The organism is Actinomycetota bacterium, from assembly GCA_013152275.1.
Lineage (GTDB): Bacteria > Actinomycetota > Acidimicrobiia > Spongiisociales > UBA4744 > BMS3Bbin01.
On sequence record JAADGS010000074.1, the window covers coordinates 34465 to 50773 of the forward strand.

Below are 16309 nucleotides of genomic sequence, written 5' to 3' on the forward strand. Positions count from 1 at the left end.
CCGATGGCGGACGGTCACGACACAGAGATCCCTGCGGTCGACATCAACCACGAGGTGGAGAAGTCGTTCCTCGAGTATGCGATGTCGGTCATCGTCTCGCGTGCGCTTCCCGATGTGAGGGATGGACTCAAGCCGGTACAACGGCGAATCATCTATTCGATGTTCGAATCGAATATGGGACCTACGACCAGTTTCAGGAAGTGTTCGAAAGTCGTTGGTGACGTGATGGGGAACTACCACCCGCACGGCAACGATGCGATCTACGATGCACTCGTGCGGATGGGGCAGGATTTCAGCTCCCGATATCCACTCATCGACAAGCAGGGGAACTTCGGCACGGTCGATGATCCGCCGGCGGCGATGCGGTACACGGAGAGCCGCATGACCCATCTCGCCACGAGGCTCCTGGAGGGAATCCGTGAGGACACGGTCGACTTCGTAGAGAACTACTCGGGGGAGTCCTCCGAACCTGTGGTGCTGCCTGCTCGCTTCCCGAACCTGCTCGTCAACGGGTCGACGGGCATCGCTGTCGGCATGGCGACGAACATCCCTCCGTACAATCTGGGCGAGATCATCGATGCAGCGCTGTTTGCACTCGAGAATCCGGATGCACCGGTCGAGGCCTACCTGGACATCGTCAAGGGACCCGACTTTCCGACCGGTGGCTACCTGGTCGGCAGGAGAGGGATTCGTGAGGCGCTGACGACAGGTCGTGGATCGGTCAAGATGCGGGCGGTCACCGACGTGCAGGAGATCCGCAAGGGCAGGACGGCGATCATCGTGACCGAACTGCCGTACCAGGTTTCACATGACCGGGTGCTCGAGAAGATCGCGGCACTCGTGCACAGCAAGAAGATCACCGGTATCGCCGATCTCCGGAACGCGAGCTCGGATCGTGTGGGGACGAAGCTGGTCATCGAACTCAAGAAGGACGCCATTCCGCAGGTCGTGCTGAATCAACTCTTCAAGATGACGCAGCTGCAGGACACGTTCGGTGTGAACGCGGTTGCGCTCGTCGATGGTGTTCCGCGGACGATGAACATCGCGCAAATGATCGGGTACTACCTCGATCACCAGATGGAGGTAATCGAGCGTAGAACGCTCTTCCGTCTCGAAGAGGCCAAACGCAGGGCACATATCGTCGAGGGATTGCTCATAGCGCTGGACAACATCGACGAGGTGATCGCGATCATCCGGAACTCGGATGACACGGCGGTTGCGCGCGCGGCGTTGATGAGAGAGTTCGAGCTGTCCGAGATCCAGGCGAACCACATTCTCGACATGCAGTTGCGGAGATTGACCGCGTTGGAAACAACCAAACTCCGGGACGAACAGGAGAGGCTCGAGGGGACCATCGCCGACCTCGAGGCCATTCTGGCCGACCCGGCGCGGCGCAGAGCGATCATCACCGAGGACCTCAAGGAGATCAAGGAGAGATTTGCCGACGCGCGGCGAAGCCATCTCATTCCCGACGATGGCGATCTGTCTCTGGAGGATCTGATCGCGGACGAGGAACTCGTCGTGACGGTCTCGGGGAACGGGTATCTCAAATCGGTCCTGGCTCGGACGTATCGGTCTCAAGGTCGGGGTGGGCGCGGCGTGCAGGGAGCGGCTCTGCGAGAAGACGACGTGATCAACCATCTGGTGCACACGACGGCGCATTCCTACCTGCTGTTCTTCACCAATCGGGGCAAGGTGCATCGAGTGAAGGCGCATCAGATCCCCAGGAAGGAGCGGACGGCCAAGGGAGTGCTCGCACAGGCCGTACTACCGCTGGACCCGGATGAGCGTATCGAGGCCGTGATCGACACCAGGGACTATGAAACCTCGCGCTATCTGGTGATGGTAACGAAGATGGGTCTGGTCAAGAAGACCGCGTTTCACGACTACGACTCGAGGAATGCGACACTCGTTGCGATCAGCCTCCAAGATGGCGATGAGGTTGTTGCCGTACGTACGACGAACGGCGAGGACGAGCTGCTGCTGTTTACGAGCAATGGTCAAGGGATCCGGTTCTCGGAGAAAGACCTGCGCCCGATGGGAAGGGCCACGAGAGGGGTTCGAGGGATCAGGTTGCGCGACGGAGACAGGGTCATTGCGGCAGCATCGAGCAAGGACGGTGAGGAGGTCCTTCTGATCACGTCGGGTGGCTACGGGAAGCGCGTGAAGATGAGTGAGTTCCCGATCCAGCGGCGGGGTGGTATCGGAGTCAAATCCATGAAGCTGACCCGGGTTCGCGGTCACCTCGTGGCAGGCAGAGCCGTGGCCGCCGGAGCGGAGGTCTTCGTGATCTCGTCCGATGGTGTCGTGATCCGAATCGGCACGAAGACCATCAGCCGTCAGAAGAGAGACGCAAGGGGGGTGAAGGTCATGAACGTCGCCCCCGGTGTCGAGGTCACGGCAATCGCACCCGCTCCCGTCGAGGATTGAGCGTTCGGAGGTCTTGGGCCCTATCCGTGGCGGTTGTGTGAGCCGGCGGTACACTCGCGCTGAACGAGGAGTTGAGATCTATGGCGGTGCGAAGGGTTCGCCGGGTTGTACGCAAGTTCGATCCGTGGACCGTGATGAAGGTGTCCCTTGTCTTCTACGCGGTGTTGGGTCTCGTCTTCATCCTGGCTGTCGTGATTCTCTGGGCGATCATCACGAATGCCGGAATCCCACAGGCGATAGAGGACTTCCTGAAGAAGATCACTCTTCTCGATCAGGATGCATCGCTTTTCTCGGATGGAGAGCAGTACCTACGCGTCGTCGTGTTCCTCTCGGTGGTGTGGACTGCGTTGATGACCGGACTGACCACACTCGCAGCGGTCATGTACAACTTGATCTCCGATGTCGTCGGAGGAATCGAGATCGTCGTTCTCGAAGAGACCCTGAACGTCCCCGCCTCGCCTGCGCCCGTTCGTCCACCGCAGCGGTGGACGACCCCTCCGGCGACCAGTGAGCAAGAGCTCCCGACCGAGGAGATCGAAGCCATCGAGAATCCGATCAAGGCCGCCGGAACGTAGCTATCTCGAGGCCGGCGTTCTCGGCGGCGTCGAGATAGGGGCCGGCAACGTCTCCCACACGGACCGCTCCGACAGGCAGCGGCAACGTCGCCATCACCACTGCAGCGGCGGCCAGGGCGATGCCCGCGAGGAACGCGGCATGGTCGGCGACGCCGATGGATCGCCGGTCCCCGTTGATGATCAGGCCACCCCAGTCGCCGTCGGTTGGAGCGATGAACAGACCGTCACGACGCTGCAACGCCTTCAGAGGCCCGACAGGAGGTGGGAAGACGACTCGCGTGCCCTTTCGGAGAGGGGTTCCCGGTCGGGTCGTTGCTACCAGGGCGGCGTCGATGCCGGATTCGTGTTCGAGGCATCGGGCGATGGCGATCAGGCCTGCTCCGGCGAAGAGAGGAATGGACGCGGTTCGGTCGAGTTCGGCGCCGAGAACGAGCGGGATGTTCGCAGCGGTGGCTCGATCAAGGATGGTTGCCGGTGTGGTGGAATCCGAGACGAGCACATCCCATTCGGAGAGATCCTCGACCCGAACGACCCTCGGGTCTCCGCTCGGCTCCTGATCGAGGAGCCCGAGCAGGTCGAGGCGTCGTTCGGCGAGCAGCACGCTTGCCGCGCGGCTGCCAAGCGGTCCGCTCTGGTGAATGGCGACCTTCACAGGCGTTTGAAGGGTTCCCAGGTCCCTGCCGCAGGACGGGGAGAGCGACGTCGAAGAACGACGATGCCGACGGCAAGAAGGGCAACCAGTAGGAACTTGCGCATGGGCGAAGTGTAGGGCGGGTCCCTGACTGCATGGCACAGGTCTTCAAGGAGACCGATGGTGCACCTGGAGGCTCCCGGGAAGGGAAGTACAGACCCCGAGGTTGTGGCCGGACACGAGGTGATGATGGTCGGCGTGGGACCCATCGTCTGGGTGGTGTGGCTCTTCTGCTCGAGATTCGTGGGGAACCCACCGGGAAGAACGCTCTGTTCACACGTCGGCGTAGGTGAGCTTCGCCGAGGCTGCCCGCAACGTGGCGCCACACAGGTGTCGACGGCGCATTCGCTCGTACCGTCCTACGGAAGGGAACGAGAGGCGCCCACCGCTGGCAGGAGTCTGCCGGGTACAGCCGGTGAGCAGAGTGGGCGGCCGCCCGCGTGAATTGCAGGGGCACCGATTCCGTTACTGGCCGTGCGGTACCGGCGTGATCGGGAACGCGGTAGGTGGCGACGCACGGTCGTCGAAGTGCGTTCCATGCATCGGTCGACGGCCTACCCGTCCGGTGGGGGGTTGGAGAGAGCCGCTGCTCGCGAGACGATTCGCAGGAGGTGCCCTTGGTACTCGAGAGGAAGTTCGGCACTCATTGCTCCGACGGTGATCAGGTCGAGATAGTCGTCGGGTGGCCGGTAGGGGCCCTTGGGGTTGGTGATCGTGAGTGTTTCCGCCTCGACGCGGCTGCCATCTGCAAGGAACACAACAACCGGCAAGACGCGATAGGCCGTTCCGACACCTGAGAGTTCCTTGAGAGCAGACCACTCGTCGCCGGGTATTTCGTACAGAACACCGAATGTCTGCATTCCGGGGAGGGGGCTGAGAGCGCACCCTCCGTCTCGCGGCCCATCCCCGAAGCATTGCAGCGCAAGCTCGTAGTCGGGCAGATACGCCTGGCCGCGGCGGACGGCAGATGCGCAGTGCCCCTGCATGGATGTGGCGCCGAGCAGCGTTCCGTAGGCGAAGTAGAGGATGGAGTCTGGGAGCGGTGACGACATCAGAAACCGATCTCGGATGTCGAATCCACAAACCCGGGCATTGCAGAGATGATGGTTGCGGCCACCTCGAGGTGGCGGCGCACCGCCGCCGCAGCACCGTCGGCATCGCCCGCCCGAACGCACGCCAGAATGGCTCGATGGTCCGCCGAGAAATCGTGGGTGATGTCGGTGTCGTGCGAAGCTTGTCGCACCAGCACCATGTCTCTCAACCGATCAACGAGTTCGACCAGTGTCTGGTTGCCCGCCTGCATCAGCAACGTGCGATGAAAGGCCCGATCCAGCTCCTGAAGTCGGTACTTGTCGTTCCCGGCCCGGGCCTCCTGCTCGAGGATCTCGGTCATCTCTGCAACGGCCTCTTCCGACGCGTTCATGACCGCACGGCGCGTCGCCGGGATCTCGAGAAGGAACCGTACCTCGAACATGTCGCGTAGATCATCGATCGACGTGGGGACAACGCGAACGCCACGATTCTGCTCGAACTGCACCATGCCTCGCGAGGCAAGCTCGAGAAGCGCCTCGCGAACCGGTGTCCGCGACGTGCCGAGCGAATCGGCCAGCTGAGCCACCGAGTACAAAGTGCCGGGCACGAGGTCGCCGAGGACGATCGAGCGACGTAACACCTCGGTCGCTTCACGTCGGAGACTTCGCCGAGCGCCGAGGCGGATCAACCCGCCGTGGACTTCTGTCGTGGCGCCCGTTTTCAGTTGATTGTCATCCATTGCAGAAAGACTCCCCATGGTTGTGGACTCGTGCTGTCACTGCCTACCGAATCATTGTCGAAATTGCCATTTGCATATCACGTGTGACATGTAGCATACTACTACTTCGGATTCCTCGCAGGGGAATCAGAGGGCAGCAAGGAGGACGATTGTGAGCGAAACAGAAGCAGGAGGAGCCGTGGGCGGACCATCGAGAGTTCGAATTGTCGTATTCGGCATGATTCTTGCACTGCTTGCAGTGGCATGTAGCTCCACGAGCGATGCGACCACGACAACGACTTCCAACAGCGCGACGACCGCGACGACCGCGGCGACGGTGACGACCGCGACCACGGCGGCGACGGTGACGACCGCGACCACGGTGACGACGGCCGCTGCAGCATCGTTCAACCTGGTCAAGGACGGAACGCTGACGGTGGCAGTTGCCGACTTCCCGGTCCCGGGATTCTGGGAAGGAACCGATCCGTCCCATCCCGAGGGAGGGTTGGAACCGGCGATAGCCACCTACCTCGCGAAGGAACTCGGTCTCAAAGTCGAGTTCGTACCGACGGATTTCTCGGCGATCATCAGCCGGCAGTTCGTGGGTTTCGACATTTTCCTCGATCAGGTCTCGATCACCGATGAACGCAAGAAACTCTTCGATTTCTCCGAGCCGTACTGGTTCAATCCCTTGGGGCTGATGGTCATGAAGGGAACCACGATCACGACGTTCGAGGACATCAAGAACCTTGTGCTGGGTGCCTGTGCGGGATGCAACAGCTACGATTACATCGTCGATGTCATTCAGCCAAACGTCAGCCCGAGGGCATTCCAGGCGGACGTCGAGAAGTACACGGCGCTCGAGTCGAATCAGATCGATGGGGCAGTCGGTGACGTCCCGGGCATGCTCTCACAGATCATTGCCCGCAAGGGAACGGACATGGTGATCGCGTGTCGTTTCCCGAAGATCTCGACTGCCGGAATCCTGATCAGAAAGGATGCCGGGATAACCCAAGCGGTGCAGGCAGCAATGAAGAAGGCCGATGCCGACGGAACTCTCGATGCGCTTCGGGCCAAGTGGGTATTCCCAGCGCTCGGGAATCAGGACCCGATGGACACTCCAGAGTGCCCACCGAAGGGATAGGCGTCGAGGTGATGAGTTACTCGGGAACAGGGCTTCAACGGGTGTCCCGTCAGGTCGTGTCCGGATAGTGACGACACCACCACTCGAGGTCGTGGAAGAGCGCCGCCCCCCGCAAGGAGGGGGGCGGCGCCGCGTGAACGTCTACATGGTCGCCGGCGGGCTCCTACTGTTCCCTCCTTACGGCGTACTGGGGGCGATGGCCTACCACCGCTCCCGTCGGCTTGCCGGAATCGACTACCTCGAATCGCAGACCCAGGCGTTGAAGGCGCGGGATCGATCACTCGCGGCCATGGGAATCGGAGCCGCAATCCTGGTGATTCTGCTCATCCTGGCGATCTTTACGCTCAACGACTTTGCCGTTGCCCGCGGGTACTTCGATTTCCACGTCATTCGTGAAGCGCTCCCATCGATGACACGGGCGTTCCTACGTCTGAACGTGTCGCTGGCGATCGTCTCGGAGCTTGTCGTCATCCCGTGGTCCATTGCCGTTGCCTTGGCACGCGGTTCAACGAGCAAGGCTGTCGCGCCGATCCGGGTCATGGTGCTTGTGTACGGAGACTTGTTCCGTGGCATCCCGGCCCTACTCACGTTGTTGATCGTCGGCTATGGGATACCACGATCTGGAATCCCGGTACTGTCCGAGATCTCGCCCTTTTGGGCAATGGTGATTGCGCTGACCCTGGTCTACGGCGCGTATGTATCGGAAGTCATCCGGTCCGGCATCAGCAGCATTCCGCGCGGTCAGCTCCTTGCCGCCCGTGCGATAGGGCTCACGGAATACCAGGCCAAGCGGTACGTCGTGCTGCCGCAGGCCATCCGTGTCGTCACACCTGCGTTACTGGGGTGGTTCGTGGTACTCATCAAGGACACGTCTCTGGTATCGGTTCTCGGTCTGCTCGATGCCGTCAACATCGCTCGAATAAGCGTGGTCAACTACGCAAGCCTTGCGCCTCTTGTCGCCGCCGCACTGCTCTTTCTGATAGCGACGGTGCCTCTGACGCGCCTCACCGACGTCCTCCTGGCGAAGACCCAGGCCAGGATGCAAGGTCAGTGATGAGATCCACAAGACCGTTCGTCGAGGTGAAGGGTGTCAGTAAGAGCTTCGGCTCCAACAAGGTACTCAGATCCCTGAACCTCACCGTCGAAGCTCATGAAGTCGTCTGCATCATCGGTCCGTCGGGTTGCGGCAAGTCGACACTGTTGCGCTGCATCGATGCCTTGGAGCCCATTGATGAAGGGATGATCGTTGTAGGGGAGGTCGTCGCTTCGCATCCGGCGGTCGACGTCAACCACCTTCGACGCTCCGTCGGAATCGTGTTCCAGAGCTACAACCTGTTTCCGCATCTCTCCGTCATGGACAACCTCTGTCTCGGACCGGTGAAAGTGTTGAAGGAATCCAGGGAGGTGGCTCGCGAAAGGGCACGAAGTCTCCTCGAGCAGGTTGGCCTCCCCGAGAAGGCCGATGCCTATCCCGAGGCGTTGTCAGGAGGCCAACAGCAGCGTGTTGCGATCGCGCGCGCTCTCGCCATGAACCCGGACCTGCTGCTACTCGACGAGGTCACGGCAGCACTCGACCCGGAGTTGGTCGATGAAGTGCTCTCGATCCTCAGTGATCTCGCGGAAGGCGGCATGACAATGATCATCGCCACGCACGAGATGGCATTTGCACGCGATGTTGCCGACCGGGTCTGCTTTCTCTCGGAAGGGTCCATCTACGAGGAGGGTCCTGCGGAGCGGTTCTTCGGTGAACCGCAAAGGCCGCGGACACAATCATTCCTGAAACGGATCACCGACGCCGGTCGCCTGTGAACGTGTGCGGCGCCCTGCCGGCATCCATCTGACGTCTCGGCCCGACGCCGCGGCGACTCACCGAGGCGGGCCAGATCGGTGTCGTGGTGATCTGTGGTGCAGGTGCGGGATATGCGGTGATGATCATGAGGGGTTCCAACGAGGGTGGTCCACGGATCCGAAAGCGAGGGCCGCTGCACCGTGGGGGAGTCGGCCCGGCTTTCCGAGCGGTGAGAAGGCGCCGAACGGTGGGATGATCCACCCGAAACCGCACCACAACGAACCGAAGCTTCATCGCGTCTTGTGCCTTCAACCCTTCCACGATCTTCTCGTCGATCAACATGGGAAAGGCTTCGCGTGCCGTCTCGATCCTCGACCTGTCGGCCGTGCGCCTGAACAGGTATCTCCGGCGGCTTCGACGGGTGTATTTGGGCCGACACCCGGTGCGGGCGCTGTGGGTCAGTCCCGGTTGGGTTCGACGGGCAGTGCAGGGGAAATGGGAAAGTCCGATTCCTGGAGGGGAGCGAGACACGCAGCGAACCGCCTCTCGCTGCGACGTTGCTGCCATCTGCCGAACGTGGCGGTCAGTTCGGGAACGAGGTAGGCACGGAATCCCATTCCCAACGCGGTCCGCAGGGTGCGCGCCACACACTGGTCGGTGGTGAGTCCTCCGAAGAAGATCTCCTCGATACCGTTCACGCGCAGGAGCTGTTCCAGATCCGTGCCGGCGAAGGCGTCGAATCCGGTACGTCCCCGCACCACCAGGTCACCCGTTTCGAACATCCCGGCTGTGAACTCCGCTCGGGGTGTGCCCTTCGTGAACACGCGTCCGAAGGTCAGATGTGCCAGCAGTCCCCGCTTGCGCTTGGGATCGATGATGAGCGGCGCATGAATCACGACGACCCCCTCATGGCGCGCCGCTCGGACGATACGGCGTGCCGTGGCCACGGTATGGCGGGCTTCGAGCTGGCGCCTGACGAGGCGGTGATAGAGGCCGGGCTCGGTCCATTGTTTCTGGAACTCGATCAATACGAGGGCTCGTCTACTCACGGTGCACCATACGGGCCGTCCGTTCGCGAGGTCGAAGAAGGTCTCATAGGTAGTTCCGGAACCACGCGATGGTCCGGGCTCTGGCCTCCTCGGCACCGGGACCGTCATACAGTTCATAGTGTCCGGCATCGATGGTGAGGAGCTCCTTCGGACGGCCCGCCAGCCGGTACAGGTGCTCGATCTCGCTGTGGGGAACGGTCTGGTCACGTGTGGCTCCGATGAGCAGGAGAGGCCGCGGGGCGATGGCGGCCACGAATCGTTCCGGCTCGTACTCGAAGATCCGTTCCACCGCGTTGAAAGGAATGCGCACGGCGATGTGGGGCCAGCTCTTTTCGGCTGCCGCGAAAACGTCGTCCGATTCCGGGCTGTTGAGCAGCACGGCCGGGTCGATCGATGCCCCGCCACCTGTTCGTACGCGCTGGACTGCATCCTCCGCCAGCATTCTGGTGAGCGCCATGCGGCCTTCCGGTGGAAACCGCTCGAGCATCCGGGGTGCACTGCCGAATCCGATCTGTCCGACCACGACCTTGACCCTCGGGTCACGCGCCGTTACCTCGATCACCGTTCCGCACCCGAAGCTGGTCCCCCACAGGCCGAGCCGCTCGGAATCAACGATCTCCTGGGCGGACAGGAACGTGAGAGCGTTTCTGATGTCCTCCACCTGGCGTTCTGGGACCAACAGGCCACGTTCACCGTCGCTCGTTCCAAAACCCCGATAGTCGAACGTGAGGATCGCGAACCCGGCATCGGTCAACTCCCGGGCGATCGGGGGAAGTAACCATTCCTTGATTCCACGGAAGCCGTGGGCCATGACGATTCCGGGCCAGCCGTCGGCCGGCGGGGTCCTGTCCGGGAGACGGAGCACAGCCGAGCAACGGGTGCCCCAACTGAAGAAGTCGAGGTCGTGTTCCTGGATCATCGTGTTCCAATCGCCTGGAGTGGACGCCCAGACGATAGAACGAACTAGTTCGTTCGTCAATAGGACTGGTAACCTCTGGCGAATGAAGAGGAACGCCGATGCCACCCGGGCCCGCATCTTCGATGCTGCGAGGCATGAGTTCGCCCAGTTCGGGGTTGCCGGAGCGCGTGTCGACCGGATTGCAGAGAACGCCCGCGCCAACAAGGCGCGGATCTACGAGTACTTTGGTGACAAGGAGACCCTTTTTGCCTTTGTGCTCGAGGTGGAACTGGAGCGCCTTGGCACGGCAATCTCCGTGCCCGACGATCCGCGTCACATTCCCGCCTACGTGCGAGCCGTGTTCGATTACCACAGCGCGCACCCGGATCTGGTGCGGCTGCTGTACTGGGAGGCGCTGCACTTCTCATCGACCGACGCCCCGCGGGAACAGGAGCGACGGGAGTTCTACGCAGAGCGGGTCGCGTACCTGGCGCGTGCCCAAGGCGAGGGGATCATCTCCTCCGAAGCGGATCCCCGACACCTGCATTTCCTCCTGCTGGGGCTCGCCACGTCTTGGTTCGGGCTGCCCCAGCTCGCTCGGATGCATGTGGACGACGATCCTTCCACGTCTGCGCACAGGCTTGCTCATCGCGAGCACGTCGTTTGGGCGACGTGTCGCATTCTCGGGCTGGAGCCGCCTCGGATCGACGGCGTCGGGGGTAGCCCTGCCGGCGCCGCGGCTCCGGCCGACGGTTGAGCCTCCGACTCCTGCGGGTCCGAGCACGGCGCCGTCTCGATTGGCTCGGGCCGCGAAGGGCCGAGGAGTCCGGCGGTGCCGGCAGGGCGGTGATCAGGGAGCGTCGTGCATTGGGGCGTCGGTTCTGACAGTGAGTGTTGCTGCGGAGCCGGTCGTCGTCGGAGAGTCTCGAGTTGGCAGATTCGACCGGCCGGCAAACGTCTCGGCGGCGATTTCATCAGGGGGGTGCGTCCACTTGCCGGACCGCACAGCGTCGATGGGTCGAAGGCGCAGATGCCGATCACTGCAGATCGTGGCTGCATGAGTGATTTTACGATCGGTCTCCGGGTGTCAACGAAGGCCGATGGAAACTACCCGTCTGCCGGCACTCCAACTAATGTGCAACGGGCCCAACCGATGGAGTTTGACACATGGCGACCGTGGTGAGATTGGGTGTGCGAACGGTCGGCGGTGGATGCATACCGGTATCCGGACCCGAGATCGGATACCGGTACAAGTACGTGAGGCGCTCTTCGACATGGAGTCTCGAATGCACGAACGACGATGGCCCCGTGTGGTTTCATGGCGAGCATCAGGGACCACTCGTGAACGAGGACCTGTTCGTCGAGGACCGGTTCTGCAACTCGTTCCCGGTCGAAGATGGCACGATCGCGATGCCCGGACTCTGACGGCCGATATGCGCAAGGCTCAGTGGGGAATCTGGATTTGAGGCAACAGTGGAAATACAGCTGGCAGGACCTTGCCAGGGACGTGATCCCTACCGGCCTGTGCACGGGCTGCTCCGGTTGTGTCATCGCGTGTCCTCATGAGGTACTGAGTCTCGATCAACATGTGTGGAAACCCGAGCTTGCGCCGGACGCATGGGTGGATGGGGACGAACGGCGATGCGTTTACGGCGAGCGCGGGTGCACCGTCTGTACTCGCGTCTGTCCAAGGTTTCGGTTTTGGGAAGCGGATGCCGATGAGGCGAAATGGTCTCGCCTTCGCACGGCCGAGGAAGTCATCGGAGTTTATCGCTCCATCCTCCTGGTTCAGGCGAAAGACAGAGAGATCGCCGATGCCGGTCAGGATGGGGGTCTGGGCACCGCACTCCTTCTGTACGCCCTGGAGAACGACTACATCGATGCCGCCCTTGTCAGTTTCTTCGACGATGAGATGCGGACCCGGCCAGGCATCGCCCGCACACGGGACGAACTCCTGGCTTGTGCCGGTTCGCGTTACACCTACTCGCCGAACGTGCTGGGGATCGGTGACGCGAACGCCGTGGGCGCTCAACGGCTCGGGCTGGTGAGTGTCGGGTGTCAGACGTCGATCCCCCCTGTCGCATATGGGCGCGGAGCCAGGAAACTCGCAAAACGGTTCGTCTTGGTCATCGGCCTGCTGTGCTCAAAGACGTTCACGGACAACATCTATGAGGATCTCCTCGAGGCGAAGTACGGGATAGCGAGACAGGCCGTCACCAAGATCAACATCAAGGGCCGGCTCCAGGTGTGGCACGAGAACGCCGGGACCGGTGCCCCGGAGTACGTGGAGATACCGCTCAAGGAGTGCAACGAGTACACCAGGCCCGGATGTCTGCACTGTCCGGACTTTTCTGCGCAACATGCCGACATCTCACTCGGCGGAATCGGTAAGAACGCCGGCACGACCCTTACGATTGTTCGGAGTGAACTCGGTGAGGAGATTCTCACCAAGATGGAGCGAGACGGCCTGGTCACCGTCACCGATGCCACCGAGGACGACCCGGACGCCATTGCTCTGATCCTCAAGATGGCGAGGCGTCAGAGAAAACGCTGGCCTGCGGAACTCGACTCCACCCCGGTCATGCCCGAAGAAACATCGATTTGAGGCTCGCCCGGTTTCCGGGAAGGACTCGGCCTGGTGTTCGTACCTTGGCTTCGACGGGCGTATCCAGACTCGACGACATCGGGTCGGAGTGCCGAGACGTCTGGCATTGCCGTTCGAGTACGTTTCTCCGGGGATACTGTCGCCATCTCCGGTGACGAACCCGTCCACACGATGACAATGGTGCTTCGAGCAGTCCAAAACCCCTGGTGACAGGCGTGTTGCGGCCTCCAACCAGGGGTTTCACTTTGTGGGCCCACCTGGACTTGAACCAGGGGCCTCATCCTTATCAGGGATGCGCTCTAACCAGGCTGAGCTATGGGCCCGCGCCGGGGGATTGTAGTAGCGCGCAGGAACGCCACCAATCACGATGCGCGTCGACACCGACGCGACTCGATCGTGGTGTGTACGGGGGTTCGTTAGTCTTGCGCCTGTCATGAATCGTGAAACCTGGAATGCCCGATACGCCGAACAAGAGCTCATCTGGAGCGCCGAGCCGAACGAGTTCCTCGTTGCAGAGACAGAACGGCTCACTCCGGGTCGAGCGCTGGATATCGGTGCCGGCGAAGGACGTAACGCGTTGTGGTTGGCCGAGCGAGGGTGGCAGGTAACAGCCGTCGATTTCTCCGACGTGGCGATAGCCAAAGGGAGAGAGGGTGCCCGTCGCCGAGGGGTCGAAGTCGAGTGGGTCGTTGCCGATCTGCAGAGCTACGTGCCGACGGAACGGAACTTCGATCTCGTCATCGAGTTCTATATCCATATCCCGGAGCCGTGGCGCCCGGAGATCTGGAGTCGGGCTGCAGGCGCCGTTGCAGAGGGTGGAACTCTGCTGATCGTCGGGCACGATCTTTCCAACCTCGAGAGAGGTCACGGCGGTCCCCATGATCCGGCTGCGCTGTTCACGCCACAGGACGTGGTGGCAGCCATCGAGGATCTGGAGGTGCTCAAGGCCGAGCAGGTGGTACGTGATGTCGATGGCCGGGTTGCCATCGACGCTCTTGTGCTGGCGCGACGTGGGTCGAGCGGTCTCTGATCGATTCACGAAGAAGGTGAGCAACGTAGAATGCTCCCAACCCTGGGGATGTAGCTCAGTTGGAAGAGCACCTGCCTTGCACGCAGGGGGTCGGCGGTTCGAGTCCGCTCATCTCCACGCACATTTTCGTGGCAGGACGACCGAAGGGGTCGCGCCGCCACGAGCCGTGATTGGAGGATCGTATGCGCCGTGCCGTGATCGTCGATGCCGTTCGAACCCCTACGGGGAGGAGGGACGGATACCTGAGAGAGTGGCATCCGGCCGATCTTGCAGGGCACGTTCTCCACGACCTGGTCGATCGCACCGGACTCGACCCTGCCGTCGTGGACGATGTGATCATGGGGTGCGTCTCGCAGACCGGTGAGCAGGCGTTCAACATCGGCCGGAGCGCCCTGCTTGCCGCAGGTTTCCCGGAAAGTGTGCCGGGTGTGACGATCGATCGACAGTGTGGTTCCAGTCAGCAGGCAGCGCACTTCGGAGCCCAAGGCATCATGGCGGGCGTCTATGACGTGGTGATCGCCGCCGGGGTCGAATCGATGACGAGAGTTCCCATGGGAGTCACCGCTTCACAAGGTCCGGGTTACCCGTTCGGCACCAAGGTCACCCAACGGTATGACCTGGTTCCGCAGGGCCTGTCGGCGGAGATGATTGCGGACGAATGGGACCTCAGCCGTGAACGACTCGATGAGATCTCCCTCGCGTCGCAGCGTCGAGCTGCTCGGGCAACCGACGAAGGGCGATTCAAGTCGGAGATCGTTCCAACGCCCGGACCCGACGGAGTTCCGGTGACAGCAGATGAGGGGATCCGGCGCGACACGTCTGCAGAAGGGTTGGCGGGACTTCGGCCCGCTTTCAAGCCGGATGGAAAGGTCACTGCGGGAAATTCCTCGCAGATCTCGGATGGAGCGGCCGCGGTCCTGATCATGAGCGAGGACAAGGCGTACGAACTCGGCATGCAGCCACTGGCGCGCTTCGTCGACTTCGCCGTCGTGGGTGTCGACCCGGTGACGATGCTCAAAGGACCCATTCCGGCAACGAGGCAAGTACTGGAGCGTGCCGGCCTCACCCTGGATCAGATCGACCGATTCGAGATCAATGAGGCGTTCGCATCGGTGATTGGCGCATGGCTGATCGAAATGGACGAAGATCCGGAGACCCTATGGGAGCGGACCAATGTCAACGGAGGAGCAATCGCGTTGGGGCACCCTCTTGGGTGTTCGGGGGCGAAACTCATGACGACGCTGGTGCATGAGCTGCAGCGGACGGGGACTCGCTATGGACTTCAGGCGATGTGCGAGGGTGGGGGAATGGCCAACGCGACGATCTTCGAGAGGGTCGAGTAGGGATCTCGCTTCATCCACAGCGTGTGGATGAATCCGTGGATAACTACACGTGTGTAATTCAGCGGTAGTTGGTGGTCATGAAGAACCCGCCGGCTAGCGCAGCCAAGCCGAACCAGAGCCCCCAACCACCGAAGAACGAGAAGATGTAGTTGAGGATCACCAACACCACTCCGATCGCCATCAGCGCGAACATGGTGATGACGTACCACTGAGGTGATGGAGGCTTGCGTTTGGGCGCAGGATGTGCGGGGCCGTGAGCGGCGGGCTGGCGCTTCTTCTTGCGGGTCTTGGACTTCGGCATGGCTGCAAGATTAGTCGGCGGCTTACGAGCGAGGCTCGATCTGCGTCCTCGACGGCGATGCCATCTCGGGTCAAGGCGTCGAGTGCCTCCTCGACACGGGTGGCGGGGACGGCCTCGATGAGCCGGGATCGTTCGACGCGGCCTCTTTGGAGGAGGAGCCGCAGAATCGGGCCTGTCGGATCGATCCGTCGAACCGGCCCTGTGACGTGCGGTTGTTTCAGCGGTAGCTGGTCGTCATCAAGAACCCTGCGGCAATGGCCGCCAGGCCGATCCAGTGTCCCCACCCACCGAAGAGCTGCAGGACGTGGCTGATGAGGGCGAACACCACCCCGAAGGCCATCAGCGCAAACATCGTGATGACGTACTGTCGTGATGAGGGAGGCTTGCGCTTCGGCTCGGCGGAGCGGGGGTCGACGTTGCGCTTCTTCTTGCGGGTCTTCGACGTGGGCATGACGACAAGAGTAGTGGTATTTGGGACTTCAGCGGTGTGTGACGGTGAAGGGACGTGGTCATGCTGCGACCAGGCCCCGCATCGACCGATTCGCCGGCAAGGTCTGGTTCCGCGGGATCCTCCGTCGTGCAGGCGTTGAACACGTCTCGGGACGGCCGAGCCACCGTGGACCCGGCAGGATCGCAACACCCCCTCATGGTGAGCGGACGCCGTCAGTCGGCGAGGAGAATGCGGCCCGCGTCCTCGACGACGA

The 16309-nt window shown here is 62.0% G+C and carries 17 protein-coding genes and 2 tRNA genes; 11 read left to right on the plus strand and 8 right to left on the minus strand.

Features of this window, described 5'->3' with window-relative positions:
• Positions 1-3 precede the first annotated feature (3 nt).
• Complete coding sequence (gyrA, locus tag GXP34_12270) at positions 4-2430, plus strand: DNA gyrase subunit A (protein NOY56748.1); 2427 nt, start codon at positions 4-6, stop codon at positions 2428-2430.
• A gap of 80 nt (positions 2431-2510) precedes the next feature.
• A complete protein-coding gene (locus GXP34_12275) occupies positions 2511-3005 on the plus strand; it encodes a hypothetical protein (GenBank protein NOY56749.1) in 495 nt (164 codons plus the stop codon).
• On the opposite strand, the gene GXP34_12280 is transcribed toward GXP34_12275, so the two are convergent.
• From GXP34_12280 to GXP34_12290, 3 genes are all read right to left on the minus strand, one after another.
• Positions 2986-3657 carry a hypothetical protein gene (locus GXP34_12280; protein NOY56750.1) on the minus strand — a complete coding sequence of 224 codons (672 nt, stop codon included), beginning with the start codon at positions 3655-3657 and terminating at the stop codon, positions 2986-2988. The genes GXP34_12275 and GXP34_12280 overlap by 20 nt on opposite strands.
• A gap of 593 nt (positions 3658-4250) precedes the next feature.
• Positions 4251-4748 carry a gamma-glutamylcyclotransferase gene (locus GXP34_12285; GenBank protein ID NOY56751.1) on the minus strand — a complete coding sequence of 166 codons (498 nt, stop codon included), beginning with the start codon at positions 4746-4748 and terminating at the stop codon, positions 4251-4253.
• Positions 4748-5467 (minus strand): GntR family transcriptional regulator, encoded by a 720-nt coding sequence (locus GXP34_12290; protein NOY56752.1) that lies wholly within the window; start codon positions 5465-5467, stop codon positions 4748-4750. Before GXP34_12290 ends, GXP34_12285 begins: the two co-directional genes overlap by 1 nt.
• Positions 5468-5618: 151 nt before the next feature.
• Here GXP34_12290 and GXP34_12295 point away from each other — a divergent pair, with 151 nt between their 5' ends.
• From GXP34_12295 to GXP34_12305, 3 genes are all read left to right on the plus strand, one after another.
• Positions 5619-6590 (plus strand): amino acid ABC transporter substrate-binding protein, encoded by a 972-nt coding sequence (locus tag GXP34_12295; GenBank protein NOY56753.1) that lies wholly within the window; start codon positions 5619-5621, stop codon positions 6588-6590.
• Between the two features lie 133 nt (positions 6591-6723).
• Entirely contained in the window at positions 6724-7644 is a 921-nt protein-coding gene (locus tag GXP34_12300) for an amino acid ABC transporter permease (GenBank protein NOY56754.1), read from the plus strand.
• Positions 7644-8399, plus strand: coding sequence for an amino acid ABC transporter ATP-binding protein (locus GXP34_12305; protein NOY56755.1), 756 nt, complete (start codon positions 7644-7646; stop codon positions 8397-8399). Before GXP34_12300 ends, GXP34_12305 begins: the two co-directional genes overlap by 1 nt.
• A 438-nt stretch (positions 8400-8837) precedes the next feature.
• On the opposite strand, the gene GXP34_12310 is transcribed toward GXP34_12305, so the two are convergent.
• Positions 8838-9428 (minus strand): cysteine hydrolase, encoded by a 591-nt coding sequence (locus GXP34_12310; protein NOY56756.1) that lies wholly within the window; start codon positions 9426-9428, stop codon positions 8838-8840.
• A gap of 43 nt (positions 9429-9471) precedes the next feature.
• Complete coding sequence (locus GXP34_12315; protein NOY56757.1) at positions 9472-10347, minus strand: alpha/beta hydrolase; 876 nt, start codon at positions 10345-10347, stop codon at positions 9472-9474.
• Positions 10348-10429: 82 nt separating this feature from the next.
• Here GXP34_12315 and GXP34_12320 point away from each other — a divergent pair, with 82 nt between their 5' ends.
• From GXP34_12320 to GXP34_12330, 3 genes are all read left to right on the plus strand, one after another.
• A complete protein-coding gene (locus GXP34_12320; protein ID NOY56758.1) occupies positions 10430-11083 on the plus strand; it encodes a TetR family transcriptional regulator in 654 nt (217 codons plus the stop codon).
• Between the two features lie 410 nt (positions 11084-11493).
• Positions 11494-11751 carry a hypothetical protein gene (locus tag GXP34_12325; GenBank protein NOY56759.1) on the plus strand — a complete coding sequence of 86 codons (258 nt, stop codon included), beginning with the start codon at positions 11494-11496 and terminating at the stop codon, positions 11749-11751.
• Positions 11723-12931 (plus strand): 4Fe-4S dicluster domain-containing protein, encoded by a 1209-nt coding sequence (locus GXP34_12330; protein ID NOY56760.1) that lies wholly within the window; start codon positions 11723-11725, stop codon positions 12929-12931. The genes GXP34_12325 and GXP34_12330 overlap by 29 nt, the downstream gene beginning before the upstream one ends.
• A 248-nt stretch (positions 12932-13179) precedes the next feature.
• On the opposite strand, the gene GXP34_12335 is transcribed toward GXP34_12330, so the two are convergent.
• Positions 13180-13254, minus strand: a tRNA-Ile gene (locus GXP34_12335).
• 110 nt (positions 13255-13364) lie between these two features.
• Between GXP34_12335 and GXP34_12340 the strand changes: the two genes are divergently transcribed.
• The 3 genes from GXP34_12340 to GXP34_12350 all read left to right on the plus strand — a co-directional run bounded on the left by GXP34_12340 (position 13365) and on the right by GXP34_12350 (position 15304).
• Positions 13365-13961 carry a class I SAM-dependent methyltransferase gene (locus GXP34_12340; protein ID NOY56761.1) on the plus strand — a complete coding sequence of 199 codons (597 nt, stop codon included), beginning with the start codon at positions 13365-13367 and terminating at the stop codon, positions 13959-13961.
• Positions 13962-14005: 44 nt separating this feature from the next.
• A tRNA-Ala gene (locus GXP34_12345) sits at positions 14006-14078 on the plus strand.
• A 65-nt stretch (positions 14079-14143) separates the two neighbouring features.
• The gene (locus GXP34_12350) at positions 14144-15304 is read left to right on the plus strand and encodes a thiolase family protein (protein NOY56762.1); all 1161 of its coding nucleotides are present in this window, start codon (positions 14144-14146) and stop codon (positions 15302-15304) included.
• A gap of 58 nt (positions 15305-15362) precedes the next feature.
• Here GXP34_12350 and GXP34_12355 read toward each other — a convergent pair whose 3' ends face one another.
• Both GXP34_12355 and GXP34_12360 read right to left on the minus strand, forming a co-directional pair.
• Complete coding sequence (locus GXP34_12355; protein NOY56763.1) at positions 15363-15605, minus strand: cell division protein CrgA; 243 nt, start codon at positions 15603-15605, stop codon at positions 15363-15365.
• Between the two features lie 217 nt (positions 15606-15822).
• On the minus strand, positions 15823-16056 hold the full coding sequence (locus tag GXP34_12360; protein ID NOY56764.1) for a cell division protein CrgA: 234 nt from the start codon (positions 16054-16056) through the stop codon (positions 15823-15825).
• Between the last annotated feature and the right edge of the window lie 253 nt (positions 16057-16309).